General features: G+C 52.3%; 24 protein-coding genes, 2 tRNA genes and 1 other RNA gene. 14 read left to right on the top strand and 13 right to left on the bottom strand.

Annotated features, from left to right (window positions below; all coding sequences use genetic code 11):
• The first annotated feature begins 425 nt into the window (after nucleotides 1-425).
• Together FY046_RS00815 and FY046_RS00810 are read left to right on the top strand one after the other, a co-directional pair.
• Nucleotides 426-1175 (top strand): MipA/OmpV family protein, encoded by a 750-nt coding sequence (locus FY046_RS00815; protein ID WP_133841856.1) that lies wholly within the window; start codon nucleotides 426-428, stop codon nucleotides 1173-1175.
• 82 nt (nucleotides 1176-1257) lie between these two features.
• Nucleotides 1258-2109, top strand: a complete 852-nt coding sequence (locus FY046_RS00810) for an aldo/keto reductase (RefSeq protein ID WP_446185599.1) — start codon at nucleotides 1258-1260, stop codon at nucleotides 2107-2109.
• Between the two features lie 53 nt (nucleotides 2110-2162).
• Here the strand turns inward: FY046_RS00810 and FY046_RS00805 are convergent, their stop codons facing one another.
• Both FY046_RS00805 and gapA read right to left on the bottom strand, forming a co-directional pair.
• Nucleotides 2163-3041, bottom strand: a complete 879-nt coding sequence (locus tag FY046_RS00805) for a D-hexose-6-phosphate mutarotase (RefSeq protein WP_446185598.1) — start codon at nucleotides 3039-3041, stop codon at nucleotides 2163-2165.
• Between the two features lie 70 nt (nucleotides 3042-3111).
• On the bottom strand, nucleotides 3112-4107 hold the full coding sequence (gene gapA / locus FY046_RS00800; RefSeq protein WP_166653688.1) for a glyceraldehyde-3-phosphate dehydrogenase: 996 nt from the start codon (nucleotides 4105-4107) through the stop codon (nucleotides 3112-3114).
• 341 nt (nucleotides 4108-4448) lie between these two features.
• On the opposite strand from gapA, the gene msrB reads away from it, so the two are divergent.
• Nucleotides 4449-4859 (top strand): peptide-methionine (R)-S-oxide reductase MsrB, encoded by a 411-nt coding sequence (gene msrB / locus FY046_RS00795; protein WP_159336546.1) that lies wholly within the window; start codon nucleotides 4449-4451, stop codon nucleotides 4857-4859.
• Nucleotides 4860-4867: 8 nt separating this feature from the next.
• Nucleotides 4868-5146 carry a YeaC family protein gene (locus FY046_RS00790; protein ID WP_133841861.1) on the top strand — a complete coding sequence of 93 codons (279 nt, stop codon included), beginning with the start codon at nucleotides 4868-4870 and terminating at the stop codon, nucleotides 5144-5146.
• 76 nt (nucleotides 5147-5222) lie between these two features.
• Here the strand turns inward: FY046_RS00790 and pncA are convergent, their stop codons facing one another.
• The 3 genes from pncA to sppA form a co-directional block, all read right to left on the bottom strand.
• Entirely contained in the window at nucleotides 5223-5837 is a 615-nt protein-coding gene (pncA, locus tag FY046_RS00785) for a bifunctional nicotinamidase/pyrazinamidase (protein WP_446185597.1), read from the bottom strand.
• Nucleotides 5838-5853: 16 nt separating this feature from the next.
• A complete protein-coding gene (gene ansA / locus FY046_RS00780; RefSeq protein WP_133841863.1) occupies nucleotides 5854-6867 on the bottom strand; it encodes an asparaginase in 1014 nt (337 codons plus the stop codon).
• Nucleotides 6868-6969: 102 nt separating this feature from the next.
• Nucleotides 6970-8826, bottom strand: coding sequence for a signal peptide peptidase SppA (gene sppA, locus FY046_RS00775; protein ID WP_446185596.1), 1857 nt, complete (start codon nucleotides 8824-8826; stop codon nucleotides 6970-6972).
• 193 nt (nucleotides 8827-9019) lie between these two features.
• On the opposite strand from sppA, the gene FY046_RS00770 reads away from it, so the two are divergent.
• The 4 genes from FY046_RS00770 to FY046_RS00755 are packed head-to-tail and all read left to right on the top strand — an operon-like array spanning nucleotide 9020 to nucleotide 12885.
• Entirely contained in the window at nucleotides 9020-9571 is a 552-nt protein-coding gene (locus tag FY046_RS00770) for an NAD(P)H nitroreductase (protein ID WP_446185595.1), read from the top strand.
• Between the two features lie 9 nt (nucleotides 9572-9580).
• Nucleotides 9581-10627, top strand: coding sequence for a selenide, water dikinase SelD (gene selD / locus FY046_RS00765; RefSeq protein ID WP_166653689.1), 1047 nt, complete (start codon nucleotides 9581-9583; stop codon nucleotides 10625-10627).
• Between the two features lie 18 nt (nucleotides 10628-10645).
• Entirely contained in the window at nucleotides 10646-12568 is a 1923-nt protein-coding gene (locus FY046_RS00760) for a DNA topoisomerase III (protein WP_133841866.1), read from the top strand.
• Nucleotides 12568-12885 (top strand): YnjH family protein, encoded by a 318-nt coding sequence (locus FY046_RS00755; RefSeq protein ID WP_133842143.1) that lies wholly within the window; start codon nucleotides 12568-12570, stop codon nucleotides 12883-12885. The genes FY046_RS00760 and FY046_RS00755 overlap by 1 nt, the downstream gene beginning before the upstream one ends.
• Nucleotides 12886-12952: 67 nt before the next feature.
• Here FY046_RS00755 and xthA read toward each other — a convergent pair whose 3' ends face one another.
• The 6 genes from xthA to FY046_RS00725 form a co-directional block, all read right to left on the bottom strand.
• Nucleotides 12953-13756, bottom strand: a complete 804-nt coding sequence (gene xthA, locus FY046_RS00750) for an exodeoxyribonuclease III (protein ID WP_133841867.1) — start codon at nucleotides 13754-13756, stop codon at nucleotides 12953-12955.
• Between the two features lie 134 nt (nucleotides 13757-13890).
• Nucleotides 13891-14019, bottom strand: a non-coding RNA gene (locus tag FY046_RS00745) — RtT sRNA.
• A gap of 40 nt (nucleotides 14020-14059) precedes the next feature.
• Nucleotides 14060-14144 (bottom strand) — tRNA-Tyr (locus FY046_RS00740).
• A 71-nt stretch (nucleotides 14145-14215) separates the two neighbouring features.
• A tRNA-Tyr gene (locus FY046_RS00735) sits at nucleotides 14216-14300 on the bottom strand.
• 144 nt (nucleotides 14301-14444) lie between these two features.
• Entirely contained in the window at nucleotides 14445-15293 is an 849-nt protein-coding gene (gene purU / locus FY046_RS00730) for a formyltetrahydrofolate deformylase (protein WP_133841868.1), read from the bottom strand.
• A 39-nt stretch (nucleotides 15294-15332) separates the two neighbouring features.
• Entirely contained in the window at nucleotides 15333-15794 is a 462-nt protein-coding gene (locus FY046_RS00725) for a YchJ family protein (protein WP_133841869.1), read from the bottom strand.
• A gap of 106 nt (nucleotides 15795-15900) precedes the next feature.
• On the opposite strand from FY046_RS00725, the gene rssA reads away from it, so the two are divergent.
• The 5 genes from rssA (at nucleotide 15901) to FY046_RS00700 (ending at nucleotide 21411) form a co-directional block, all read left to right on the top strand.
• A complete protein-coding gene (gene rssA / locus FY046_RS00720) occupies nucleotides 15901-16809 on the top strand; it encodes a patatin-like phospholipase RssA (protein WP_159336549.1) in 909 nt (302 codons plus the stop codon).
• 95 nt (nucleotides 16810-16904) lie between these two features.
• Nucleotides 16905-17918 (top strand): two-component system response regulator RssB, encoded by a 1014-nt coding sequence (gene rssB / locus FY046_RS00715; RefSeq protein WP_133841871.1) that lies wholly within the window; start codon nucleotides 16905-16907, stop codon nucleotides 17916-17918.
• A 194-nt stretch (nucleotides 17919-18112) separates the two neighbouring features.
• Entirely contained in the window at nucleotides 18113-19021 is a 909-nt protein-coding gene (gene galU / locus FY046_RS00710; protein ID WP_133841872.1) for a UTP--glucose-1-phosphate uridylyltransferase GalU, read from the top strand.
• A 26-nt stretch (nucleotides 19022-19047) separates the two neighbouring features.
• Nucleotides 19048-20388 carry a UDP-glucose dehydrogenase family protein gene (locus FY046_RS00705; RefSeq protein WP_133841873.1) on the top strand — a complete coding sequence of 447 codons (1341 nt, stop codon included), beginning with the start codon at nucleotides 19048-19050 and terminating at the stop codon, nucleotides 20386-20388.
• 15 nt (nucleotides 20389-20403) lie between these two features.
• Nucleotides 20404-21411 (top strand): NAD-dependent epimerase, encoded by a 1008-nt coding sequence (locus FY046_RS00700; RefSeq protein ID WP_133841874.1) that lies wholly within the window; start codon nucleotides 20404-20406, stop codon nucleotides 21409-21411.
• Nucleotides 21412-21546: 135 nt separating this feature from the next.
• Here FY046_RS00700 and hns read toward each other — a convergent pair whose 3' ends face one another.
• Complete coding sequence (gene hns, locus FY046_RS00695; protein ID WP_133842144.1) at nucleotides 21547-21954, bottom strand: histone-like nucleoid-structuring protein H-NS; 408 nt, start codon at nucleotides 21952-21954, stop codon at nucleotides 21547-21549.
• Between the two features lie 361 nt (nucleotides 21955-22315).
• On the opposite strand from hns, the gene tdk reads away from it, so the two are divergent.
• A complete protein-coding gene (tdk, locus tag FY046_RS00690; protein ID WP_133842145.1) occupies nucleotides 22316-22942 on the top strand; it encodes a thymidine kinase in 627 nt (208 codons plus the stop codon).
• 129 nt (nucleotides 22943-23071) lie between these two features.
• Here tdk and adhE read toward each other — a convergent pair whose 3' ends face one another.
• The gene (gene adhE / locus FY046_RS00685) at nucleotides 23072-25762 is read right to left on the bottom strand and encodes a bifunctional acetaldehyde-CoA/alcohol dehydrogenase (RefSeq protein WP_446185594.1); all 2691 of its coding nucleotides are present in this window, start codon (nucleotides 25760-25762) and stop codon (nucleotides 23072-23074) included.
• Nucleotides 25763-25824 lie beyond the last annotated feature (62 nt).

The raw sequence follows: 25824 nt of genomic DNA, 5'->3' as shown, positions 1-25824 counted from the left end.
CCCGTCCTTTCGTTTTTAGCACAGGTACCAGGAGCCTAAGTTTGGTCAGCCCCTGAAGGAACTTACAGTGAGTACAGCAACCCTTATGCCAACCTGACTTTTTTTATCGGGAAACACAAAAATGCTGGTCACTCTGCTCGTTGGAATTTAGCGTCTTATAAATAAGCGTAGATCGCATTTAGGAAATTTCCTGATTTGCTGAGCATTTTCAATGAAATTTCAATAACAAAGTTATAAACCAGCTATACCATCCCCTTAGTGGATGCGGGCTGACGGGTTTTTGTAAACCTCAACAACTGGCATCTGCAACCGCATTCTTTCGGGTTATTGATTATATGTGCTACTAATAATGTAAATGTATGACTCAATACGACCATACTGTTTAGACTAATGACCGATTGTTATATTAATGGACTGAATAAATTGTGAACCAATTCAAACTTACAGCGCTTACTGCACTTTTACCTGTCTGTTTTGCTGCGCCTCTCGCACAAGCCAATCCGTTAACGTTGGGCGCGTCGCTGCTCTATAGCCAGAGCCCTTATAAAAGCGGTCAGGACCGTTACTATCCGGTTCCCATCATCAATTATGAGGGCGACAGCTTCTATATCCGTAGCCTTCAGGCCGGGTATTTCCTGTGGAAAGACCAGCAGGACCAGCTGTCTCTGACCGTTCTGGGTTCGCCGCAGAACTATGATCCGGATGATGTCGATGACGGGGATATGAAATCGCTGAATAAGCGCCATATGACCCTGATGGGTGGCCTGGCGTATCGTCACTCAGCCGACTGGGGCATCGTGCGCACCACGCTGGTGGGTGACATGCTGGACAACAGTAACGGCATTATCTGGGACCTGACCTACCTGTATCGCTTTGAATTCGGCCAGTTTAACCTGACACCGGGTATCGGCGCGTTATGGAACAGCTCAAACCAGAACGGGTATTATTATGGTATCTCGTCAGCGGAATCCCGCCGCAGCGGGCTGGATCGTTACGATCCGGACAGCAGCTGGAGCCCGTACGTTGAGTTGACCGCAGGCTGGGCCATCAGTCAGAACTGGAATGCGACCCTTTCAGGTCGTTACAGCCGTCTTGCTGATGAAATTAAAGACAGCCCGATGGTGGACAGAGATTCACAGATGTTGTTGTGGACCGGGGTAAGCTATACCTTCTGATGCCATCACTCTGCACTAAAAAAGGGCGCTCTGCGCCCTTTTTTACCATGGTGGCGCCCTAAAAAAGTGCATGGAGAGAAAGATGAACCGAGTCGTCACGTTTGCCGATGGCACCGAGCTGCCTGCGATAGGTCAGGGTACATGGTTTATGGGGGAAGACGCTGCTCAACATCATCAGGAGGTCGCTGCTTTGCAAGCCGGGCTGGAGCGGGGTCTGAAGCTGATCGATACCGCCGAGATGTATGCCGATGGCGGCGCTGAAAGGGTGGTGGGTGAGGCCTTGCGCGGGCGTCGTGACCAGGCGTATCTGGTCTCCAAAGTTTATCCGTGGAATGCCAGTGAGGTGGATGCTGTTGATGCCTGTGAGCGCAGCCTGACACGCTTGAACACCGATTATCTCGATCTCTATCTTCTGCACTGGCGGGGAAATATTCCGCTGGAAGAGACGCTACGTGCGATGCAAACACTGCAACAACAGGGAAAAATTCGCCGCTGGGGGGTGTCTAATTTTGACAGCGATGATCTCCACGAGTTACTTGCTGAAGAAGGCGGCGGGCAGTGCGCTACTAACCAGGTGCTTTACCATCTGGCATCCCGTGGAATTGAGTATGATTTGCTGCCTGACTGTCAGCAGCTGGCGATGCCGCTGATGGCTTATTGCCCCCTGGCGCAGGCGGGTCGATTACGCACAGAGCTGATGAGTCACCCGACGCTGACCCGAATTGCACAACAAAAGGGCATCAGCATGGCGCAGCTGCTGCTGGCATGGGTGATCCGTAAAGAAGGAGTGATGGCGATCCCGAAAGCGAGCAGCATTGCGCATGTTGATGACAATGCTGCGGCGCTCGGGGTGGTACTGACCAGCGAGGAACTGGCACTGATCAATCAGGCATTCCCACCGCCAGAAACAAAGCAACCGCTGGATGTGGTCTGAGTCCGGGGCAGGCAGAGCAGGGGCGGCCCGAAAAGGGTCACTCCGGTCTATTCTTAACGCTTACTGCGCACCCGGAAGGTGGTCGCCAGGCGGGCAGGTTGTTCACCCGCGCTTTTCATCGGCTGACTGACATGGGCCGTTTCCACGCACACCATGGTCTTAAAACCTTCGTTAGCCATATCACTCATACTGCATGACAGCTCCGCGCCGGGATTCCATGTGACAACGTCACTTTGATGATGGTGGTAAACCTCAATTACACGCTGACCCGTCTTATCGTCAATCACGCTGCAATCTGCCGGTTGGGTATAGATGCGGTCAATGCGTTGCGGGTAGGTTTGCTTACCTTCCGCTGAGGTGCCGGTGACTCCGTTGTTGACCTTGTCGATATAACTCGGACCGAGGCCGCTGACTTTAACGCCGGCGATGTCAGCCACTTCAAAGTAGCTGTGCAGTGCGGCGGTGGCATCGAAGTCACCGTGGGCTTCCAGTTCAATCTCACAGCGATCGCTGAAGCGGAAACGGGCAAACAGCGTAAAATCGTGCGGCCAGAATTTCTTCGTTTGTTCACTGCTTTTTAATTCGAAGGTCAGCATCACGCTGTTTTCATTTTCATCGTGAGCGGTCAGCGTCCACGGCAGGATACGGGCAAAGCCATGCGCAGGTTCGCCAGCCGGGCCAAACCACGGCCAGCAGATCGGCACACCACCGCGGATAGCTTTACCCACATTCCAGGCGGTTTTATCGCTTAACCAGATCACCGGTTTTTCACCGGCAGGTTGCCAGGCAATCAGCTGGGCACCCTGTAACGTCACGGCAGCACGCACTTTAGGATGCGCCACGACGACAACGGGTAATTCGCCAACCTGACGCTGAGAGAGGTAAGGGGTAATCTGGTTAATCACGGGCAGTGAAAAGAGTTTCTCGTTCATGAGTCAGCCTTCTGAAATTTAACCATAAAAAAAGGGCGACTTCCGTCGCCCTCAGTCTCATTCACGTCGCTTATTTAGCGATGTGAGCAACCAGGTCCAGGACCTTGTTGGAGTAACCAGTTTCGTTATCGTACCAGGAAACCAGTTTAACGAAAGTATCGCTCAGTGCGATACCCGCTTTCGCATCGAAGATAGAAGTCAGTGTTTCACCGTTGAAATCGGTAGAAACTACTTCGTCTTCGGTGTAACCCAGAACGCCTTTCATCTCGCCTTCGGCAGCCGCTTTAATCACAGCACAAATTTCTTTGTAAGATGCTGGTTTAGCCAGACGTGCAGTCAGGTCAACAACAGAAACGTTAGGAGTAGGAACGCGGAACGCCATGCCGGTCAGTTTGCCGTTCAGCTCAGGAATCACTTTACCTACCGCTTTAGCAGCACCGGTAGAAGAAGGGATGATGTTCTGAGATGCGCCGCGGCCGCCGCGCCAGTCTTTGTGAGACGGGCCATCAACGGTTTTCTGAGTCGCGGTAGTTGCGTGAACAGTGGTCATCAGTGCTTCAACGATACCGAAGTTGTCGTTGATCACTTTAGCCAGTGGTGCCAGGCAGTTGGTGGTACAGGACGCGTTAGAAACGATATCCTGTCCAGCATATGACTTGTGGTTTACACCCATAACGAACATTGGGGTGTCATCTTTAGATGGGCCAGTCAGTACAACTTTCTTCGCGCCAGCTTCGATGTGTTTACGTGCAGTTTCGTCAGTCAGGAAGATACCGGTCGCTTCTGCAACCACATCGACGCCTACTGCATCCCACTTCAGGTTAGCCGGGTCACGCTCAGCGGTAACACGGATGGTTTTGCCGTTAACAACCAGATGGCCGTCTTTGACTTCCACGGTGCCTTTGAAACGGCCGTGAGTTGAGTCGTATTTCAGCATGTAAGCCATGTACTCTGCGTCCAGCAGATCGTTGATTGCAACGATTTCTACATCAGAACGTTCCTGAGCAGCACGGAAAACGATGCGACCGATACGGCCAAAACCGTTGATACCTACTTTGATAGTCATATATTCCACCAGCTTGTTGATAGTGAATAAAAGGTTGGCTGTAAAATTACAAAAACCATACCAGGCGTCAAGCGGAATCGTGTCAATTGTTGCGACAAATCAAACTGTCGACCAGGAATTATTCAACACAAAACCTATTTCTTGACGCATGAACACCATTGATCTTGGGGCAAGTTGCCCGGATATAAAGGGGTGATGGATCCAAAGGGTGATCTGCGTCACAAATTCAACGCTCACTGGATCACCTTGTGCACCCGATACGAAAAATTCACCTGCTCTTGTTAAGTATTTGTTAGAATACTAGCCGATAATTTCAGAATAACACTGCCAGAGAGTCTAACATGGCTAAAGATGATACACCTTTCTCACCCGAAAATGTGTTAACCGAGATGCAGCGCTACGTGACACAGCAGCGCGGCACAGAACCGCCGTATTCCGGCAAATTGCTGCATAACAAGCACGAAGGCATTTATCACTGCCTGGTTTGCCAGGCACCGTTGTTTCTGTCCGGATCAAAATATGATTCAGGCTGCGGCTGGCCCAGCTTCTATGAGCCCTACAGTGATGATGCGATTCGCTATCTGGAAGATGACACTCATGGCATGCAACGCATTGAAATCCGGTGCGGAAGCTGTGATTCTCACCTTGGTCATGTGTTCCCGGATGGCCCACAGCCGACGGGTGAGCGCTTCTGCGTCAACTCCGCTTCGTTGAGTTTTACTGACGAAGACGGCAACAGTACTCAGGGCTAGGAGTCGCGATGGAACTGGATGAAATGATTGCCAGTATGACACCAGACGTGTATCAGCGACTGGTGACGGCGGTAGAGACTGGCAAGTGGGCTGATGGCGTGGCACTGACGCCGGAGCAGAAAGAGAACAGCTTACAATTAGTCTTGCTGTGGCAGGCGCGTCACAATGAAAACCCGCAACATATGAGTGTCGCGAAAGGCGGGGAAATCGTGATGAAAAGTAAGAAACAGCTCAAAGAAGAGTTCGGGATCAGCGACGATGCGATCACGCGAATAAAACTCCAGTAAATTATTCCTTCCGGAATAATTCGTCCTGGTGGTATGACCGGGTGGGCCTCAGTCCCGCCCGGTCATTTTGTAGCCTTTAGATAATTTTCGCGCCCGCCAGGGCCATTTCGGCCAGGGCTTTCTGGCTGTCATCAGCCTGCAAATTGACCCCACGGCATCCGGCGCTCACCAGAGTGACCTGATAGCCCAGCGCCAGTGCATCCAGCACGTTGTATTTAACACAGTAATCTGTTGCCAGCCCCATGACCGTCAGCGCCGTGATGCCGTTCGCCTGGAGCCAGGCATGTAACGGCGTCTGGTGACGCTGGCCGTTATCATAAAACGCACTGTAGCTGTCGATATCCGGATTCTCACCTTTGCATACCTGCAGTGTCAGCAGCGCTTGGTTAAGCTGAGGGTGCAACTGCGCGCCGTGGCTGTGCTGCACGCAATGATCCGGCCACCACACTTGCGGCAGGCCGTGAAGCTCACCGAGGGTCCCAGGCTGCGTGCCAGCGCTGCTGGCAAAACTACCGTGCCCAGCCGGATGCCAGTCCAGCGTGGCAATCACCGGCTCACCGCGCTGGTGGAACTCGGCAGCGAGGCGGTTTCCCACCGCAATCGTCTGATCGCCGTCACTGACAGCCAGCGCGCCACCAGAACAAAAGTCATTTTGCAGATCAATCAACAACAACGCCTGGCGGTCACGCATCAGTTACTCCGTTGGATTAGTCCGGGGTGAGTTCACCACGCAGGTTTTGTTTCATCAGCTGACGAATTTCGTCGCTGGTCAGGTCCTGGCTCAGAAGGAAGTGCAGTTTGGTCAGTGTAGCCTCAACGGTCAGGTCGGCACCACTCACCACGCCAGCCAGGGCCAGAGCGTTTCCGGTGGCGTAACCCCCCATATTGACCTTACCGGACATGCACTGCGTGAGGTTAACGACCACAATGCCGCGATCGGAAGCCTCTTTCAGCTCCTGCAGGAACTCTTTGTTCTGCGGAGCATTCCCGACGCCATAAGAACGCAGGATCAGTGCTTTTACCGGCTGTTGCAGGAAGTTACGCACCACGGCAGCAGAAATGCCCGGATAGATTGTCACCACGCCAATCGGCTGCGGTGTAATCGGATGCACGATCAGCGCTCCCTGGCCTGCAGGTGCGGCAGGGGTATTCAGACGACGAATATGGATACCGGCTTCCAGCAGCGGGGCGAGGTTTGGCGAATCAAACGCATTGAAACCGTCAGCGTGCGCTTTGGTGGTGCGGTTACCGCGATAAAGCGTGTTATTGAAGAATAACGTCACTTCGTTAATCGGATAATTTGCGGCGACAAACAGTGAGTTCAGCAGATTTTGCTGGCCGTCGGAGCGCAGTTGCTCCAGTGGGATCTGTGAGCCTGTCACAATCACCGGCTTGGCCAGGTTTTCCAGCATGAACGACAGCGCAGAGGCCGTAAAGGCCATGGTGTCGGTGCCGTGCAAAATGACAAAGCCATCGTAATTGTCATAATTCTGACGAATGTCATCCGCAATCGATTGCCAGTCCTGCGGAGTCATATCCGAGGAGTCAATCAGCGGCTGGTATTCATGGATGGTGAAATCAGGCATCTCCGGGCGGTGAAACTCCGGCATATTGGCCAGCTGACGTTGCAGATGGCCGGAGACCGGAATAAAGCCGTGTTCAGAGCGCTGCATACCGATCGTACCGCCCGTATAGGCGACGTAAATGGATTTCTTTTGCATTAGTAAACTCAAGACTTGCCAAAAAAGCGCAGTATAAGGGGAAAGGAGAGGAAAAGCAGCCCGACCAGATGGCGTCGGGCTGAATAGTGATCGCGGTCACCGCTATTTGACGTTACCGCAGCTCAGACAGAATGCGTAACGGTTCTGAGGATCATTCAGATCGTTCATCAGTCCTGGCTGATCCTTCATGGCATTCATCACATCCATCATTGGAGCGGGCAGCCAGGCTTTCAGCGTTTCAGGTAACGCCGCATGTGCAGAGGCATCGACCTGGCTGAACAGCACCTCAATCAGGCTGGGGTCATTCTGATACCAGCTGAGCTGCGGCTGCGTGAGTTTAGCCAGCTCTGCAGCTTTGGCGACGGCATCGTCAAAGTCACCCAGGGCATCGACCAGTCCGTTCGCTTTCGCGTCACTGCCGGTCCAGACATGGCCCTGTGCAATCTGGTCAATCTGTTCCGGTGTTTTGTTGCGTGACGTTGCCACCAGGTTAAGGAAGTTTTTATAGCCGTTCTCGATGCTTAACTGCATCAACTGCTGCACTTCCGTCGGCAGCGCCTTGGTGCTGGCAATATCAGCCAGCGGTGAGGTCGCTACGCCGTCCGTGTGCACGCCAATAGCATCCAGCGAGTTCTCAACGGTGTTGATCACGCCGAAAATGCCGATGGAGCCGGTCAGCGTATTCGGACTGGCAATGATGTAGTTAGCCGGTGTAGAGACCCAGTAACCGCCTGAGGCTGCCATACCGCCCATCGAAACGACTACCGGCTTACCGGCTGCCTTCGCAGCTGCCAGCTCCTCACGGATAGTTTCAGAGGCCGTCACGCTGCCGCCCGGGCTGTTCACGCGGAAGACGATAGCTTTGATTTTCGGATCAAGGCGGGCATCACGGATTTCCATTGCAGTGGTTTCACCGCCCACGCTGCCTGGTGTCTCTTCGCCATCCATAATCGCGCCATTAGCCATGATCACCGCGATGTTGCCATCGGTGGTTGGGGCATTTTTCAGCGGATAGTCATAAATACTGGTGCCGTTATAGTCTTTCGCCTGTTTATCCCAGCCGAATGTTTTCACCAGTTGCTGATCCACGGTGGACGGAGAGGCCAGTTCATCCACCAGTTTGGCGTCTTTGGCATACTGAGCGGTATCGCCACCGACTTTCTGCAGGCCATCCAGCACGCCCTGTGCACCCGGGAAGACCTGATCTGCGGTGATCTGACGGTTGGCCGCCAGCGTATTCACATAGTTTTGCCACAGCTCACCGACCCAGCGGCTGTCGGCATCGCGTGCCGCAGGTGACATATCATCACGCAGGAAAGGCTCAACCGCTGATTTATAGGTCCCGACGCGGAAGACATGGGAACTGACTTTCAGTTTATCCAGCAGCGTTTTGTAGTAGAGACCATTGGTGGCAAAGCCATGCAGATCGACCGTACCCTGTGGGGAGAGGTAAATCTTATTCGCAAAACTGGCGAGATAATATTGTGCCTGGCTGTAGCTGTCGCCGGTAGCGTAGATCGGTTTGCCGCTGTCGCGGAACTCGCGCAGTGCCTTACCAATATATTGCAGTGACGGCTGGTCAGCGCCCGCAAAATTGCGCAGATCCAGTACCATGCCGGTAATTTTGGCATCGCCTTTGGCCTGGCGAATCGCATCCACCACGTCAAACAGTGAGTTTTCTTTCAGGCGATCGCTGCTGGCACCCAGCAGCTGGCGGCCCAGTTTACTCATGGTGTTGCTGACAGACGGTTTGTCGACCACCACACCGCTGAGGTCGACGGTCAGTGCGCCTTTCTGAACATCGGCAGGCGTACTGGCGCTGTTAAACTGGAACCAGAGACCCGCGCCCACCAGGATCAGTAGAATAAGGAAAAGGTTGAGAATAAATTCGCGTACGAAATTCAGCACCCGCCAAGTCCACTTAAAAAAATTAGCGATAATTCGCCACAAGACGCGCATAAACTCTCCATAATCGCAATGAAATACCCGATACGCGTGATGTCGATGACAGCGTAACCGCTAAACCGGGCCGTAATAGCTCACATCCTAATTAGCAGTGGCGTAATTGTCAGCAGGAAAAAGCGCAATGCTGTAACAAAACATCATCCTGTGCTAGTTTCTGCGGGATACAAATTATTATCAGGAGGAAGTTATGGACGCTCTGGAATTACTGGTTAACCGCCGCTCTGCATCCCGTCTGGCTGCGCCAGCTCCGACAGGTGAAGCGCTGGAAAACATTCTGCAGGCAGGTATGCGTGCTCCCGATCACGGCACCTTACAGCCGTGGCGTTTTATCATCATTGAAAATGAAGGGCGCGATCGCTTCAGTGCGCTGCTGGAAAACGTCTCGCGTGATGCACAGCTGGATGATAAATCCATTGAAAAAGCGCAGCAGGCGCCGTTCCGTGCTCCGATGATTATTACCGTGGTGGCTCACTGTGAAGAGCACCCCAAAGTCCCGCACTGGGAGCAGGTGGTTTCTGCTGGCTGCGCCGTGATGGCAATGCAGATGGCCGCAGCGGCACAGGGTTTTAACGGCATCTGGCGCAGTGGTGCCTGGACAGAAGACGAAGCGGTACGCCAGGCATTTGGTTGCCGTGCACAGGATGCGATAGTCGGTTTCCTCTATCTGGGTACGCCGCAGTTGAAATCCTCTACCACTATCCAGTCGCCAGACAGCGCGCCATTCGTCAGCTATTTCTGAGTGATGCAGATGAACGAGAACACGATTCGTCTGACGCAGTACAGCCATGGAGCAGGCTGCGGATGTAAAATTTCCCCGGCGGTGCTGGATCGTATTCTGCACAGCGATCACCCGCTGCGCAAAGATCCCAATTTGCTGGTGGGAAATGAAACCCGCGATGATGCGGCCGTGTACGACCTGGGTAACGGCACCTCAGTGGTCAGCACCACCGATTTTTTCATGCCAATCGTCGACGATCCCTACGATTTCGGACGTATTGCTGCGACTAACGCCATCAGTGATATCTGGGCGATGGGCGGCAAACCGATTATGGCGATTGCCATTCTGGGCTGGCCGGTTAACGTACTGGCACCGGAAATTGCGCGTAGAGTGATAGAAGGTGGGCGCAGCGTCTGTGAACAGGCGGGGATCAGCCTGGCGGGGGGGCACTCTATTGATGCGCCGGAGCCAATCTTCGGCCTGGCTGTCACGGGCATTGTCAATACCGACCAGGTAAAACGTAACAGCGAAGCCTTGCCGGGCTGCCGCCTTTATCTCACCAAACCCTTAGGGATTGGTATCCTGACCACCGCAGAGAAGAAATCGTTGCTGCGTCAGGAGCACCAGGGCCTTGCGACGGCCACCATGTGCCAGCTTAATCAGATCGGTGCGGCCTTCGCGGCTGAAGCGGGGGTCAGTGCCATGACGGATGTGACCGGCTTTGGTTTACTGGGACATCTGAGCGAGATGTGTCAGGGTGCCGGATTGCATGCCGATCTGTGGTTCCACGCGATCCCGCGTTTGCCGGGCGTTGAAGAGTATATTTCCCTGGGATGTGTGCCTGGTGGCACCGGGCGTAACTTTGCCAGCTACGGTCAGTTGGTGGGGCCCATGAGCGATATGCAGCGTCATCTGTTGTGCGACCCGCAAACCTCGGGTGGCCTGTTACTCGCCGTTTTACCGGGCGCGGAAGCCGTCGTTGAGGCGATGGCGACCGCACATGCTATTTCGCTAACACCGATTGGCGAACTCCTGACGGCGCAGGCCGGAAGGGCCGTTATTGAAGTCAAACCCTGAGCAGGAATTCACCCCCGGATGCGTTTGTTTATTGCCGAAAAACCCAGCCTTGCCCGTGCTATTGCGGATGTCCTGCCGAAACCACATCGCCGTGGTGATGGTTATATTGCCTGTGGCCCCGACCAGGTGGTGACCTGGTGCGTGGGGCATCTGTTAGAACAGGCGCAACCTGACAGTTATAACAGCCGGTTCGCCCGCTGGTCGCTGGCGGATCTGCCTATTGTGCCGGAGAAGTGGCAGTTGAAGCCGCGACCATCCGTCGCCAAACAGCTCAATGTGATTAAAGGCTTGCTGGAGCAGGCCAGTGAAGTGGTTCATGCGGGGGACCCGGACCGTGAAGGTCAGCTCCTGGTCGATGAAGTGCTGGACTACCTCACCATGCCGGTAGAAAAGCGGGCAAAGGTACAACGCTGCCTGATTAACGATCTCAACCCGCAGGCGGTGGAAAGAGCCATTACGCGACTACGCGAAAACCGCGAATTTATTCCTCTGTGCGTTTCTGCGCTGGCGCGTTCACGCGCCGACTGGCTGTACGGCATCAATATGACGCGCGCCTATACCCTGCTGGGGCGTAATGCAGGCTACGATGGCGTACTGTCCGTGGGGCGTGTCCAGACACCCGTGCTCGGGCTGGTGGTCCGCCGTGATGAAGAAATTGAAAACTTCGTGGCGAAAGATTTTTTTGAAGTGAAAGCGCATATCGTCACGCCAAAGGATGAACGATTTGTCGCGTTGTGGCAGCCCAGTGACTCCTGTGAGCCTTATCAGGATGAAGAGGGGCGTTTGCTGCATCGCCCGTTGGCGGACCATGTAGTGGCGCGTATTGATGGCCAGCCCGCGCTGGTCACCAGCTATAACGACAAGCGTGAGAACGATACTGCACCGTTGCCGTTCTCATTGTCGGCATTACAGATTGAAGCGGGTAAACGTTTTGGGCTGAGCGCGCAGGTTGTTCTCGATACCTGTCAGCGTCTGTATGAAACCCATAAGCTGATCACTTACCCGCGTTCTGACAGCCGCTATCTGCCCGACGAGCACTTTGCCGGGCGTCAGGCGGTACTGAATGCCATCAATGCCCATCAGCCCGATCTGACACCACCCGCTGATTTCAACAGCGATCAAAAAAATCGCTGCTGGGATGATAAAAAGGTAGATGCTCACCACGCCATTGTCCCAACAGCACGCAGCAGCCGGGTCTCTTTGACGGAGAACGAACAGCAGATCTACCGGCTGATCGCCACCCAGTATCTGATGCAGTTCTGCCCGGATGCGGTCTATCGTAAGTGCGTGATCGAGCTGGATATCGCAGGCGGCAAGTTTGTGGCGAAGGCGCGTTTCCTTGCTGAAGCGGGCTGGCGTGCGCTGCTGGGCAGCAAAGAGCGTGATGAAGAGAACGATGGCACGCCGCTGCCCGTGGTGGCGAAGGGCGATGAGCTGCTGTGCGAGCGCGGGGAAGTGATCGATAAGCAAACCCAGCCGCCGCGCCCCTTTACCGATGCCACGTTACTGTCGGCGATGACGGGCATTGCACGCTTTGTTCAGGATAAAGATCTCAAGAAAGTGCTACGTGCGACCGATGGTTTAGGAACGGAAGCTACGCGCGCCGGCATTATCGAGCTGTTGTTTAAACGCACGTTCTTATTTAAGAAAGGGCGTTATATCCACTCCAGCCCGGCGGGACGCGCGTTAATCCATTCACTGCCGGAGATGGCCGCGCGGCCGGATATGACCGCGCAGTGGGAGTCAACGCTGACTAAAATCAGTGAGAAGCAGTGCCGCTATCAGGACTTTATGTTCCCGCTGGTAGAGACATTGCACAGTCTTATCCATCAGGCGCGGCAGCAACCCGCTGCGCATGCCTTCCGGGGCTTACCGGCACCGTCGACGAACAAAGCGAAAAAACCGCGCCGTAAGGCGGCAAAAGAGAAGGAGAGCGAGTGATGAAATTGCGTCTGGCTATGTTACTGCTGCTTGCTATCAGCGCCCCAACGATGGCTGAACGTTACATCAGTAACGGTCATGGTAATAATAATGGCAATAACGGTGGCGGAAATGCTGACGTCGTGGTCGATATGCCACCGGAAGTCTGGACTCAGGGTAGCCGCAACAGTCAACCTCCGTGTCAACGCTGCTGTATCTATGAGAACCAGAGCTATACCGAGGGGGCAGTACTGAAAAGTGAAGGGGTGCTGTTGCAGTGTGTGCGTGATGAGCAATCGCTGGGAACAAACAATCTTATCTGGCGTATTGTGAAGTAACAGGCATCATTGTTGATGTTGCAGGGCGATGGACCGCCGCCCTGCAACATGACATCAGTACGATGAATTACAGTGAAAACTCTGCCCAAATCGGCGCATGGTCTGACGGTTTTTCCATCCCACGAATATCATAATCAATCCCGGTTGCGATGCAGCGCTCCGCCAGTGGTTTGCTGGCCAGCACCAGATCAATACGCAATCCGCGGTTGTCATCAAAACCCTTAGAACGGTAGTCGAACCATGAGAAACGGTCGTTAGCGTCCGGATTCTGCGCACGCCATGTATCAACCAGCCCCCAGTTCATCAGACGATCCATCCATTCACGTTCTTCCGGCAGGAAAGAGCACTTGCCGGTGCGTAACCAGCGCTTGCGGTTCTCTTCACCGATGCCGATATCCAGGTCGGTGCTGCTGATATTCATATCGCCCATGATCAGAATCTGATTGTCGGTGCTTTGCTGCTCGAGATAGCTTTGCAGGTCGCGATAGAATTTCTCTTTTGCCGGGAATTTGGTCGCATGGTCACGGCTTTCGCCCTGAGGGAAATAACCATTCAGCACGGTCACAATGCCGGATGCGGTCGGGATATCGGCCATGATCATACGACGCTGAGCATCTTCATCATCACCGTCAAAGCCACGGCGCACGGCCAGTGGCTCTGCTTTGGTCATCAGCGCTACGCCGTAGTGGCCTTTCTGCCCGTGGTAAAACACGTGGTAGCCGAGTTTAGCGACCTCTTCGAGGGGGAACATATCGTCGTGAACTTTCGTTTCTTGCAGGCCGATGACATCCGGCTGATGCTGCTCAACGATTGCTTGTAACTGATGAGGGCGTGCACGCAGCCCATTGATATTAAAAGAAAGAAATTTCATAGCACAGGCCATTTTGCGTGGAAAAAGTGGGCGGAATGGTAGCAGGTTTTGCCAGCAGAAAGAAATATTGCTGCGATTGATAAAGGGGATATGAAAGTGTGGAACAAGTTTGGAGGTGTTTAGGTATCTGAAGATGGTGGTGGGGGAAGGATTATTCGTCGCTTCGCTCCTCACCCTTCGGGCCGCCATCAATGGCGTTGTCTCACTGCGTTCGACGCAAACCTTCGGTCGAAGCTTCTCATTCTTCCCCAACGGGGATATGAAAGTGTGGAACAAGTTTGGAGGTGTTTAGGTATCTGAAGATGGTGGTGGGGGAAGGATTCGAACCTTCGAAGTCGATGACGGCAGATTTACAGTCTGCTCCCTTTGGCCGCTCGGGAACCCCACCAGGGGAAGCGTGTTAACAAGTTCAGTATCTTTGCTGGGGAAGCGTAACAGCGTCGCTGCGCGCTCCAGAAATGGTGGTGGGGGAAGGATTCGAACCTTCGAAGTCGATGACGGCAGATTTACAGTCTGCTCCCTTTGGCCGCTCGGGAACCCCACCACTGGCCTGATTACTGTGCTTGTTAAGCGGGGCGCATCATATCAAATGAAGTGATGCTGTAAAGCCCCGTTTTGCATAAAACAGCGTGTTTGCCGTTTTTTTGCCCGGGATGCTGTTTTGTCAGACAAAACAGCATCATCCGGCTCACAAAATGATGGTGCGATTGCCGTAAACAAACACGCGCTGAGCCAGTACCTGATAGAGGGCACGGCTCAGGGCATTTTTCTCAACGTCACGACCCGCACGCATCATATCTTCAGCAGTGTAGGTGTGATCAACATGGATCACGTCCTGCATAATGATCGGGCCTTCATCCAGATTGTCATTCACGTAGTGCGCCGTTGCACCAATGATCTTCACACCGCGCTCATAGGCCTGATGATAAGGGCGCGCACCGATAAAGGCGGGCAAGAATGAGTGGTGGATATTGATAATCTGATTTGGATAACGCTGCACAAAGCCCGGCGTCAGCACGCGCATATATTTTGCCAGCACAACATAATCAGGCTGATAGCGGTCAATTTCCGCAGCCATATTATTATCATGCTCTTCGCGGGTTAAGCCTTCATGGCTGACCAGAACGAAGGGAATGTCAAAACGCTCAACCAGCGTGCGCAGCGTGTCATGGTTACCAATCACGGCGGCAATTTCGACATCCAGACCACCGTAGGCGCTTTTCATCAGCAGGTCGCCCAGGCAGTGCGCTTCTTTCGTCACCAGAATGACAATTCGGCGACGACCGGCGGGTTGCAGCTCACGCACGGATCCCACGGGCAGGGCGCTGTCGAGATCGGCCAGCAGCGTACTGTCGTTAAAGATGCCTTCCAGCTCAGTGCGCATAAAGAAGCGACCGGTGCGGTGATCAACAAACTCATTGTTTTGCACAATGTTCAGTTCGTGTTTGTAGCAAATATTGGTGATTTTCGCGATCAACCCTTTAGCATCAGGGCAGATAGTGCGTAGAACTTTACGTTGCAGTGTTTGCGCTTGCATTGCGATGGTAATCCTGTCGATACAAAAGGGAAATCCGGGTCACGACTGACCGCAGCATTTCTTGTATTTTTTGCCAGAACCACAAGGGCACTGGTCATTACGCCCGATTGGCGGGAAAGTTCCGTCAATATAGTACCAGCGTTGTTCCTCACGAAGAAAGCGCGAACGTTCATGAATAAAACTTTCACGCCCATTTTCCGTAAATCGGGCAAAAAATGTCACATAACCCTGGGGTTTATCCGGCAATATTTCACTGCTAAGAATGGTTAATCCCCGCCAGTGAGTGTGAGCATAGCTCTCTTCAATACTGGCTGAGAATCGTTCTGCGTGGCACGACGGATGCCAGGTTGCCACCAGATAAGCCGTATCATGCTTCACATAAGCACTATAGCGCGAGCGCATCAGGCTTTCTGGTGTGTCAGGGAGAGCGTTCCCGTTTAGATACGATTCGCAACATAGGCTATACTGCAATCCGCTACCGCACGGACAATGTTCAGACACGTTGACTCCGGAAGTTTTATAACAGGTAAGAAGATTTTCAGGCGTCATGATAACCGGGCAGACGCGGTGATGCCATTTTGTTCGTTGAGCACTGGCCAGAGGTGGAATGAGACAGGTAAAAATCGGGCTTGCGCTGGGATCGGGAGCAGCCAAAGGATGGGCGCACATTGGTGTAATTAATGCCCTTGAACGTGCCGGAATTCGAATTGACGTGGTAGCAGGATGCTCCGTTGGCGCGCTGGTGGGCGCTGCCTATGCCACTCAGCGCCTGCCGCTGATGGAACGCTGGGTGCGTTCTTTCAGCTACTGGCAGGTCATTCGCCTGATGGATTTCTCCTGGCAGCGTGGCGGGTTAATCCGTGGCGAACGCGTCTTCAGTCATGTCCGTAGTTTGATAAACTGCGACACTATCCAGCAGTGCGACCTGCCTTTTGGTGCCGTAGCGACGAACCTCAGCACCGGGCGCGAGCTGTGGCTGACGGAAGGCGATCTGCATCAGGCCGTACGTGCTTCCTGTAGTATGCCAGGCTTACTGGCGCCGGTGAGCTGGAATGGCTACTGGCTGGTGGATGGTGCGGTCGTCAATCCTGTTCCTATCTCTCTGACGCGCGCGTTGGGAGCAGATATCGTTATTGCGGTCGACCTTCAGCATGATGCACATCTTATGCAGCAGGAACTTTTCTCCGTAACGCCAGAATCGGATGGCGATACTCACTTACCTGCACCAAACAGTTGGAGCGGTAGACTGCGCCAGCGTATCGGGCGCATCACGTCGCGTAAAATGCAGTATACGCCCGGCGCGATGGAGATCATGTCCACCTCTATTCAGGTTCTGGAAAACCGGCTTAAGCGTAATCGCATGGCTGGGGATCCTCCTGATGTACTGATACAACCACTCTGTCCGCAAATCTCCACTCTGGATTTTCACCGGGCAGAGGAAGCGATTGAAGCGGGGAGATTATCCGTTGAGAAAAAAATGGACGAACTGTTACCGCTGGTGCGTGACAGACAATAGCGTGGTCGATTAAGCATGCTACTTCAGGCAATTCTGAGAGGCGCAAAAGGCGTTTATAGACCACTATTGAGGTATCTGTCATGCAGGGGGACACAATGGAAAAGCCATTAAGCGGAAAACATATTCTCATCGTCGAGGACGAAGTCGTTTTCCGGTCCCTGCTGGATAATTTCCTCACTGCATTGGGCGCTATTGTCACTCTGGCGGATGACGGCGTCCATGCTCTTGAAACCATGACGCATTCGCTTCCCGACCTGATGATTTGTGACCTCGCCATGCCGCGCATGGGCGGCATTCAACTGGTTGAGCATGTGCGTAGCAAGGGCGGAACACTGCCTATCCTCGTTATCTCAGCTACGGAGAACATGTCGGACATTGCGCATGTTCTGCGTCTGGGCGTGCAGGATGTCCTGCTTAAGCCTGTAAAAGACCTTGGGCGCCTGCGCGAAGCTGTTTTTGAATGCCTCTATCCCTCAATGTTTACCTCTAAAGTGGAAGAGGATGAGCAATTGTTTCAGGACTGGGACGCGCTGGTCAGCGATCCTAAGGCTGCCGCAAAACTGTTGAAAGAACTGCAACCCCCCGTGCAACAGACGATTGCCCACTGCCGGGTGAACTATCGTCAGCTCACCATGGCCGAACAGCCAGGACTGGTGCTGGATGTCGCAGCGTTGTCAGAGAAAGATCTGGCTTTCTACTGTCTGGATGTCACCCGGGCAGGCGACAACGGGGTGCTGGCTGCCTTGTTATTGCGGGCACTGTTTAATGGCCTGTTGCAGGAACAGTTGTCAGGGCAGGGACCGCGTTTACCCGAACTGGGTGCATTACTTAAACAGGTCAATCTTTTATTGCGTCAGGCCAACCTGAAAGGGCAATTTCCGTTGCTGGTTGGCTATTACCACCAGGGTTTAAAGAACCTGATTCTGGTTTCTGCTGGTTTAAACGCCACTCTCAATGTTCATCCTCATCAAATTCAGTTGAGCAACGGTGTCCCTCTTGGCACGCTCGGCGGTACACATCTTAATCAAATTAGCCAGCGTTGTGATGCCTGGCAATGTCAGGTATGGGGCGCCGGAGGGCGGCTGCGCCTGATGTTGTCTACAGAATGACCACCCCGTGACTATTTTCATCTGGCCCTGGCAGACAGGGCCAAAGATAAGCTTTACACTTGGGTAATAGTCTTAATTTGCGCTGAAATGGTCTAACCAGGATAAATCCGCGTGGGTTCAACTGGTATACTCACTTCGTTTTTTAACTCGACATATCAAGTAATAACTTGAACGGCCTAAAGAGAGGTACTTTGATGTCTGCCTATAAGTCCAAAGTAAAAAAAGCGGTTATCCCGGTTGCTGGTTTGGGAACGCGTATGTTACCTGCCACAAAAGCGATTCCAAAAGAGATGCTGCCGCTGGTTGATAAGCCGCTGATTCAGTATGTCGTAAACGAATGTATCGCCGCAGGAATTAATGAAATTGTGCTGGTTACGCACTCTTCCAAAAACTCCATCGAAAACCACTTCGACACCAGTTTTGAGCTGGAAGCGATGCTGGAAAAACGTGTTAAGCGTCAGCTGTTGGAAGAGATCCAGTCCATCTGCCCTCCGCACGTCACCATCATGCAGGTCCGTCAGGGTCTGGCAAAAGGCCTGGGCCACGCTGTCATGTGTGCCTGGCCGGTGATTGGTAATGAGCCTGTTGCGGTGATCCTGCCCGATGTGATTATCGACGAATACGAATCTGACCTGTCTAAAGAAAACCTGGCAGAGATGATGAAGCGCTTCGACGAAACCGGTCACAGCCAGATCATGGTTGAGCCGGTAGCGGACGTAACGGCCTATGGCGTTGTTGATTGCCAGGGCGCAGAGCTGAAGCCAGGCGACAGCGCCCCGATGGTCGGTGTGGTCGAGAAGCCAAAAGCGGACAAAGCACCTTCCAACCTCGCGGTTGTAGGTCGCTACATTCTGTCTGCGGATATCTGGCCACTGCTGGCGAAAACCCCTCCAGGTGCGGGTGATGAAATCCAGTTGACGGATTCTATCGCTATGCTGATGGAGAAAGAGACCGTAGAAGCTTACCACCTGAAAGGTGTGAGCCACGACTGTGGTAACAAACTGGGCTACATGCAGGCTTTCGTTGAGTACGGTGTGCGTCACAACACACTGGGCAGCGATTTTAAAGCCTGGCTGGAAACCACCGTCGGTAATAAAAAGTAAGTTTAATTTCTAACCGGGACAATTCAATGAAAGTCACCGTATTTGGTATCGGCTATGTTGGTCTGGTTCAGGCTGCAGTTCTGGCCGAAGTCGGACATGACGTTCTTTGCATCGATGTCGACGAGAACAAAGTCGAGAATCTGAAGAAAGGGATCATTCCTATATTTGAACCGGGCCTGACGCCGCTGGTTATGCAGAACTATGAGGCGGGTCGCCTGAAGTTCTCCACGAACGCCGAAGATGGCGTCAACCATGGTGTTATGCAGTTTATCGCTGTTGGTACGCCTCCGGATGAAGATGGTTCGGCTGACCTGAAATATGTTACAGCGGTTGCGCGTACTATCGCGCAGCACATGAAAGACCACAAAGTGGTGCTGGACAAGTCAACCGTTCCAGTCGGTACGGCTGACCGTGTGCGTCAGGTCATGGAAGAAACCCTGAAAGGGCGCGGCGTTTCGCTGACCTTTGATGTGGTCTCTAACCCTGAATTCCTGAAAGAAGGTGCGGCAGTCAGCGACTGTATGCGCCCGGAACGTATCGTTATTGGTACGGACAATGATGACGTTGTCGAGCTGCTGCGTGAGCTGTACGAGCCGTTCAATCGTAATCACGATCGTATGATCTTGATGGATATTCGTAGTGCTGAACTGACCAAGTATGCAGCAAACTGCATGCTGGCGACTAAAATCAGCTTTATGAACGAAATCTCCAACCTCGCCGAGCGCCTGGGTGCAGATGTTGAAAAAGTCCGTCAGGGAATTGGTTCTGATTCGCGCATTGGCTACTCGTTCATCTATCCGGGCTGCGGTTACGGTGGTTCCTGCTTCCCGAAAGATGTGCAGGCACTGATTCGCACCGCTGAGCAGATTGGCTACACGCCACGTCTGTTGAAAGCCGTGGAAGACGTTAACGATTCGCAGAAAAATAAGCTGCCAACCTTTATCAAGCGTCATTTTGGTGAAAATTTGCAGGGCAAAACCTTTGCCGTGTGGGGGCTGTCATTTAAGCCAAACACCGATGACATGCGTGAAGCCTCCAGTCGTGTTCTGATGGAAGCATTATGGCAGGCAGGGGCAACGGTTCAGGCCTTTGATCCAGAAGCCATGGACGAAGCACAGCGCATCTATGGCCACCGCAGCGATCTGAAGCTGATGGGAACCAAAGAAGCGGCACTTCAGGGAGCAGATGGCCTGGTTATCTGTACTGAATGGCAAAACTTCCGTGCGCCTGATTTTGATGTGATTAAAAATGCTCTGAAAGAACCCGTGATTTTTGATGGTCGTAACCTGTATGATCCAGAAAGAATCAGCAAACGCGGTTTTGTTTATTATGCAATCGGCCGCGGAGCATCTCTACAAATTGCATAATTAAACGAGGGTAGTATGAAATATCTGGTCACCGGCGCAGCAGGCTTCATTGGCTTTCATGTCACGCAACGTCTGCTTGCCGCCGGTCACCAGGTTGTCGGGCTCGACAACCTGAATGATTATTATGATGTTAATCTCAAGATGGCACGTCTTGATTTGATTAATACTCACCCCGAATTCACCTTTGTGAAAGGCGATCTTGCCGACCGTGAAGGGATAGCCGAACTGTTCCGCAACCAGCGCTTCCAACGCGTTATCCACCTTGCCGCACAGGCAGGTGTCCGTTACTCACTGGAAAACCCACTGGCCTACGCAGACGCTAACCTCATTGGCCATCTTAATATTCTGGAAGGGTGCCGCCACAATAAAGTGGAACATCTGCTGTATGCTTCTTCCAGTTCAGTCTATGGCCTCAATCGTAAAATGCCATTCTCGACGGATGACTCCGTTGACCATCCTGTATCGCTGTATGCGGCGACCAAGAAGGCGAATGAGCTGATGTCGCATACCTATTCTCATCTCTACGGTATTCCCACCACGGGGCTGCGCTTCTTTACAGTATATGGTCCCTGGGGACGTCCGGATATGGCGCTGTTTAAGTTTACCCGCGCTATTCTTGCGGGTGAAAAAATCGACGTTTATAACCACGGACAGATGCGCCGCGACTTTACCTATATTGATGATATTGCCGAGGCGGTTGTACGCCTGCAGGACGTCATTCCGCACGCAGATAAAGACTGGACGGTGGAAACCGGCAGCCCGGCAACCAGCTCTGCACCTTACCGGGTATATAATATCGGCAACAGCCAGCCTGTGACGCTGATGGCGTATATTGAAGCGCTGGAAAAAGCACTGGGGCAGGTGGCTGAGAAAAATATGTTACCGATGCAGCCCGGTGATGTGATGGAAACCAGTGCCGATACCACGGCTTTATATCAGGTTATCGGCTTTAAGCCGAAAACGTCGGTAGAAGAGGGTGTGGCGAGCTTTGTCGACTGGTACAAAGGCTTTTACCCGGTTTAATTTGGGTTTGCGTAACTAAAGAAAAAGGAAGCCATCGGCTTCCTTTTTTTATCCGTGCCCGGTGATAACGACTAAAAATAGGACCAAAAAAACCCCATTTAATTATGGGGTAGTAGAAAAGGACCCTGAGCAGAATTACAGAAGAAAATCTTCCAGCTTTTTGCCTTGCTCTTCAATGGCTTTTTTGATAACTGCTGGAGTACGACCCTGACCTGTCCAGGTTTTGCTTTCGCCATTCTCATCGATGTAAGAATATTTAGCAGGACGCGCAGCGCGTTTAGCTTTACCTGGTGCTTTAGCCGCGGCCAGAGTAGACAGTAATTCATTTGGATCAATACCGTCAGCGATCAGCATATCGCGGTATTGCTGAAGTTTACGTGTACGTTCTTCAACTTCTGCCTGCGCCTGGTTATCTTCATCGCGACGTTCATTCACGACAACTTCCAGTTTTTCCAGCATTTCTTCCAGAGTTTCCAGGCTACATTCTCTTGCCTGAGCACGCAGTGTACGGATGTTGTTCAGAATTTTAAGTGCTTCGCTCATTGTCCAATTCTCTAAATTATATTGATAGGGATGTTTCTGCCTGATAATAATAGTGTTCGCCATTCGGAACTGCAATAGTTAATTTTGTAAGAAAGCTGAATGAGCTAATAAAGCATAATGTTGAGTTAAAAAATGAGAGCCAAAATATGATGTGCTAGCTAAATAATGCGCTTTTTAGTCGATGATTGCACAGATGGAACACTCTCTCGTTAACATTTGTTAATTGTTAAACCCTGCACGGACTGTGCGATACATACCACTTTGCTACTATTTACCCCCTGGTTATTACATGTGGCAGGGCGTGAACAACCGTGTTTATGTTACACTCCGGCCATCTTAAGTGACATTCGGAGCGGAGCTCATGGCTCAACTTTATTTCTATTACTCGGCCATGAACGCCGGTAAGTCAACGGCATTGCTGCAGTCCTCATATAACTATCATGAGCGCGGCATGCGCACGCTGGTGTATACCGCAGAGATTGATAATCGCTTTGGTGCAGCCCGGGTGAGTTCACGTATTGGGCTTTCTTCTCCGGCTAAATTGTATAATAACAGCACGTCGCTGTTTAGTGAGATAAACGCAGAGCATCAGATCGAACCGATTCACTGTGTGCTTGTGGATGAAAGTCAGTTTTTGACACGCGATCAGGTGAAAGCATTATCTGATGTTGTTGATAATTTAGATATACCTGTACTTTGTTATGGTTTGCGTACAGATTTTCGCGGCGAGTTATTTATCGGCAGTCAGTATCTGCTGGCCTGGTCAGATAAACTGGTTGAATTAAAAACCATCTGCCACTGTGGCAGGAAAGCCAGCATGGTATTGCGTCTTAATGAAACAGGAAAACCCTTTAAAGAAGGGGCTCAGGTAGAGATTGGCGGCAATGAGCGTTACGTTTCAGTGTGTCGTAAACACTACTATGAAGCGCTGGACAGTGGCTCTTTGGTGGCTATCTATGGACATCGTCATTCTGAAGACAGTGTCTGACAGTATTCTTTTACGTTAAAGGTTTAGGTAGTACGCGTTATTCCGTTTATAAGTATTGCTTACTATTTTATGCCCCTTTATGTATAAAAAAACCCGCCAGATGGCGGGTTTTTTTGTGTCACGATGGATTTAACGTTTCACTTTACGTTCTGTTTTCTTAACGTCGGCGACAGAATCAGTCGCTGTTACTGCTTCGGCCAAATTGGCGAAGGGCTCAACAAAGTCACGGCCGTAGAAGCTATCCAGCATAATCTGTTTCAATTCAGCAATGAGCGGATAACGTGGGTTAGCGCCGGTACACTGGTCATCGAAAGCATCATCGGCCAGTTTGTCGACTTTTGCCAGGAAGTCTGCTTCCTGGACGCCCGCTTCGCGGATGGATTTAGGAATGCCCAGTTCCGCTTTCATGCCATCCAGCCAGACCAGCAGTTTTTCGATTTTCTGCGCAGTACGGTCGCCCGGTGCGCTGAGACGCAGGTGATCGGCGATTTCGGCGTAACGACGACGCGCCTGAGGACGGTCATACTGACTGAACGCGGTCTGTTTAGTCGGGTTGTCGTTAGCGTTATAGCGGATGACGTTGCAAATCAACAGCGAGTTCGCCAGACCGTGTGGGATGTGGAATTCAGAACCCAGTTTATGGGCCATTGAGTGACAAACCCCAAGGAAGGCGTTGGCAAAGGCGATACCTGCAATGGTCGCGGCGTTGTGAACGCGCTCACGTGCTACCGGATTTTTCGCCCCTTCGTTGTAACTGGCTGGCAGGTTTTCCTGCAGCAGTTTTAACGCCTGAAGCGCCTGGCCGTCAGAGTATTCGTTAGCCAGCACAGAAACGTAGGCTTCCAGTGCGTGGGTCACGGCATCCAGTCCACCGAAGGCGCACAGGGATTTCGGCATATCCATCACCAGATTGGCATCGACAATCGCCATGTCCGGGGTCAGCGCATAGTCTGCCAGTGGGTATTTCTGGCCTGTAGCATCGTCGGTAACAACCGCAAACGGTGTCACTTCTGAGCCGGTCCCTGAGGTGGTGGTCACCGCGATCATTTTCGCTTTCACGCCCATTTTCGGGAACTTGTAGATACGTTTACGGATATCCATAAAGCGCAGTGCCAGTTCTTCGAAAGAGGTTTCAGGGTGTTCGTACATGACCCACATGATTTTCGCTGCATCCATCGGTGAACCACCGCCCAGGGCGATAATGACGTCAGGTTTGAACGAAAGCATCTGCTCAGCACCTTTGCGTACGATACTCAGCGTCGGGTCGGCTTCCACTTCGAAGAACACTTCGGTTTCAACGCCACGTGCTTTCAACACGTTAACGACCTGGTCTGCATAGCCGTTGTTAAACAGGAAGCGGTCGGTCACGATAAAGGCACGTTTCGCCCCATCGGTGGCCACTTCGTCCAGAGCAATAGGCAGTGAACCGCGGCGGAAGTAAATAGACTTAGGAAGCTTGTGCCACAACATATTCTCTGCTCGCTTGGCCACGGTTTTCTTGTTGATCAGATGTTTTGGTCCGACGTTTTCAGAAATCGAGTTACCACCCCATGAGCCGCAGCCCAGTGTCAGTGATGGGGCGAGTTTGAAGTTGTACAGGTCACCGATGCCCCCCTGAGAAGCAGGGGTGTTAATCAGAATACGCGCGGTCTTCATTTTATCGCCGAAGTAGTTCACGCGTTCACGTTCATTATCCTGGTCGGTGTACAGGCAAGAGGTATGACCGATACCGCCCATTGCCACCAGTTTTTCTGCTTTGCTTACCGCGTCATTGAAATCTTTGGCACGGTACATGGCCAGTGTCGGAGACAGTTTTTCGTGGGCAAAAGGCTCTGACTCATCGACCAGTTTCACTTCACCAATCAGAATCTTGGTGGTGCCCGGAACGGTGATGCCGGCCATTTCCGCAATTTTCACCGCAGGCTGTCCAACGATGGCAGCATTCAGTGCGCCATTTTTCAGAATGATGTCCTGAACGGCTTTCAACTCTTTGCCCTGCAACATATAACCGCCGTGGCTGGCGAAGCGTTCACGAACGGCTTCATAAGCACTGTCGACAACAATAACGGATTGCTCAGAGGCGCAGATAACGCCGTTATCGAAGGTTTTTGACATCAGAATAGAGGCTACGGCACGTTTGATATCCGCAGTTTCATCGATCACGACAGGGGTATTACCTGCACCAACGCCGATGGCAGGTTTACCCGAGCTGTAGGCCGCTTTCACCATACCCGGACCGCCGGTTGCCAGAATCAGGTTGATATCCGGGTGATGCATCAACTGATTGGACAGCTCAACAGAAGGGACATCAATCCAGCCGATAATATCTTTTGGAGCACCTGCAGCAATGGCGGCCTGCAGAACAATATCTGCGGCTTTATTCGTGGCGTTTTTAGCACGTGGGTGCGGCGAGAAGATGATCCCATTACGGGTCTTCAGGCTGATCAGTGCTTTAAAGATAGCGGTCGAGGTTGGGTTAGTCGTTGGGACGATACCGCAGATTATGCCGGTGGGCTCTGCGATAGTGATCGTACCGAAGGTGTCATCGGTGGCGAGAATACCGCAGGTTTTTTCGTCTTTGTAGGCGTTATAGATGTATTCGGAAGCGAAGTGGTTTTTGATCACTTTATCTTCAACGATACCCATGCCAGATTCGGCAACGGCCATTTTAGCCAGTGGGATACGGGCATCTGCTGCGGCAAGCGCGGCGGCGCGGAAGATTTTGTCTACTTGTTCTTGGGTGAAGTTGGCATATTCACGCTGTGCTTGTTTAACACGTTCAACCAGTGCATTAAGTTCAGCGATATTAGTAACGGCCATGTGGCTCTCCTGAAAGTTAAACTCTATTAGTAAACAAGTCAGAATTAGCAATTATAGTCATG

This window comes from Erwinia sp. 1181_3 (genome assembly GCF_052824965.1).
Note: the sequence above shows the minus strand (reverse complement) of the source record. Positions and strands in the feature narration are given on the sequence as shown.

Bases quoted from the DNA above. Each gene is read 5' to 3' on its own strand.
- FY046_RS00805 (WP_446185598.1), bottom strand. From the start codon at position 3,041: ATGAACGAGAAACTCTTTTCACTGCCCGTGATTAACCAGATTACCCCT.
- adhE (WP_446185594.1), bottom strand. From the start codon at position 25,762: ATGGCCGTTACTAATATCGCTGAACTTAATGCACTGGTTGAACGTGTT.
- purU (WP_133841868.1), bottom strand. From the start codon at position 15,293: ATGCAAGCGCAAACACTGCAACGTAAAGTTCTACGCACTATCTGCCCT.
- galU (WP_133841872.1), top strand. From the start codon at position 18,113: ATGTCTGCCTATAAGTCCAAAGTAAAAAAAGCGGTTATCCCGGTTGCT.
- rssA (WP_159336549.1), top strand. From the start codon at position 15,901: ATGAGACAGGTAAAAATCGGGCTTGCGCTGGGATCGGGAGCAGCCAAA.
- selD (WP_166653689.1), top strand. From the start codon at position 9,581: ATGAACGAGAACACGATTCGTCTGACGCAGTACAGCCATGGAGCAGGC.
- FY046_RS00755 (WP_133842143.1), top strand. From the start codon at position 12,568: ATGAAATTGCGTCTGGCTATGTTACTGCTGCTTGCTATCAGCGCCCCA.
- FY046_RS00790 (WP_133841861.1), top strand. From the start codon at position 4,868: ATGGAACTGGATGAAATGATTGCCAGTATGACACCAGACGTGTATCAG.
- pncA (WP_446185597.1), bottom strand. From the start codon at position 5,837: ATGCGTGACCGCCAGGCGTTGTTGTTGATTGATCTGCAAAATGACTTT.
- FY046_RS00700 (WP_133841874.1), top strand. From the start codon at position 20,404: ATGAAATATCTGGTCACCGGCGCAGCAGGCTTCATTGGCTTTCATGTC.
- gapA (WP_166653688.1), bottom strand. From the start codon at position 4,107: ATGACTATCAAAGTAGGTATCAACGGTTTTGGCCGTATCGGTCGCATC.
- FY046_RS00760 (WP_133841866.1), top strand. From the start codon at position 10,646: ATGCGTTTGTTTATTGCCGAAAAACCCAGCCTTGCCCGTGCTATTGCG.
- rssB (WP_133841871.1), top strand. From the start codon at position 16,905: ATGGAAAAGCCATTAAGCGGAAAACATATTCTCATCGTCGAGGACGAA.
- sppA (WP_446185596.1), bottom strand. From the start codon at position 8,826: ATGCGCGTCTTGTGGCGAATTATCGCTAATTTTTTTAAGTGGACTTGG.
- tdk (WP_133842145.1), top strand. From the start codon at position 22,316: ATGGCTCAACTTTATTTCTATTACTCGGCCATGAACGCCGGTAAGTCA.
- msrB (WP_159336546.1), top strand. From the start codon at position 4,449: ATGGCTAAAGATGATACACCTTTCTCACCCGAAAATGTGTTAACCGAG.
- ansA (WP_133841863.1), bottom strand. From the start codon at position 6,867: ATGCAAAAGAAATCCATTTACGTCGCCTATACGGGCGGTACGATCGGT.
- FY046_RS00770 (WP_446185595.1), top strand. From the start codon at position 9,020: ATGGACGCTCTGGAATTACTGGTTAACCGCCGCTCTGCATCCCGTCTG.
- xthA (WP_133841867.1), bottom strand. From the start codon at position 13,756: ATGAAATTTCTTTCTTTTAATATCAATGGGCTGCGTGCACGCCCTCAT.
- FY046_RS00810 (WP_446185599.1), top strand. From the start codon at position 1,258: ATGAACCGAGTCGTCACGTTTGCCGATGGCACCGAGCTGCCTGCGATA.
- hns (WP_133842144.1), bottom strand. From the start codon at position 21,954: ATGAGCGAAGCACTTAAAATTCTGAACAACATCCGTACACTGCGTGCT.
- FY046_RS00705 (WP_133841873.1), top strand. From the start codon at position 19,048: ATGAAAGTCACCGTATTTGGTATCGGCTATGTTGGTCTGGTTCAGGCT.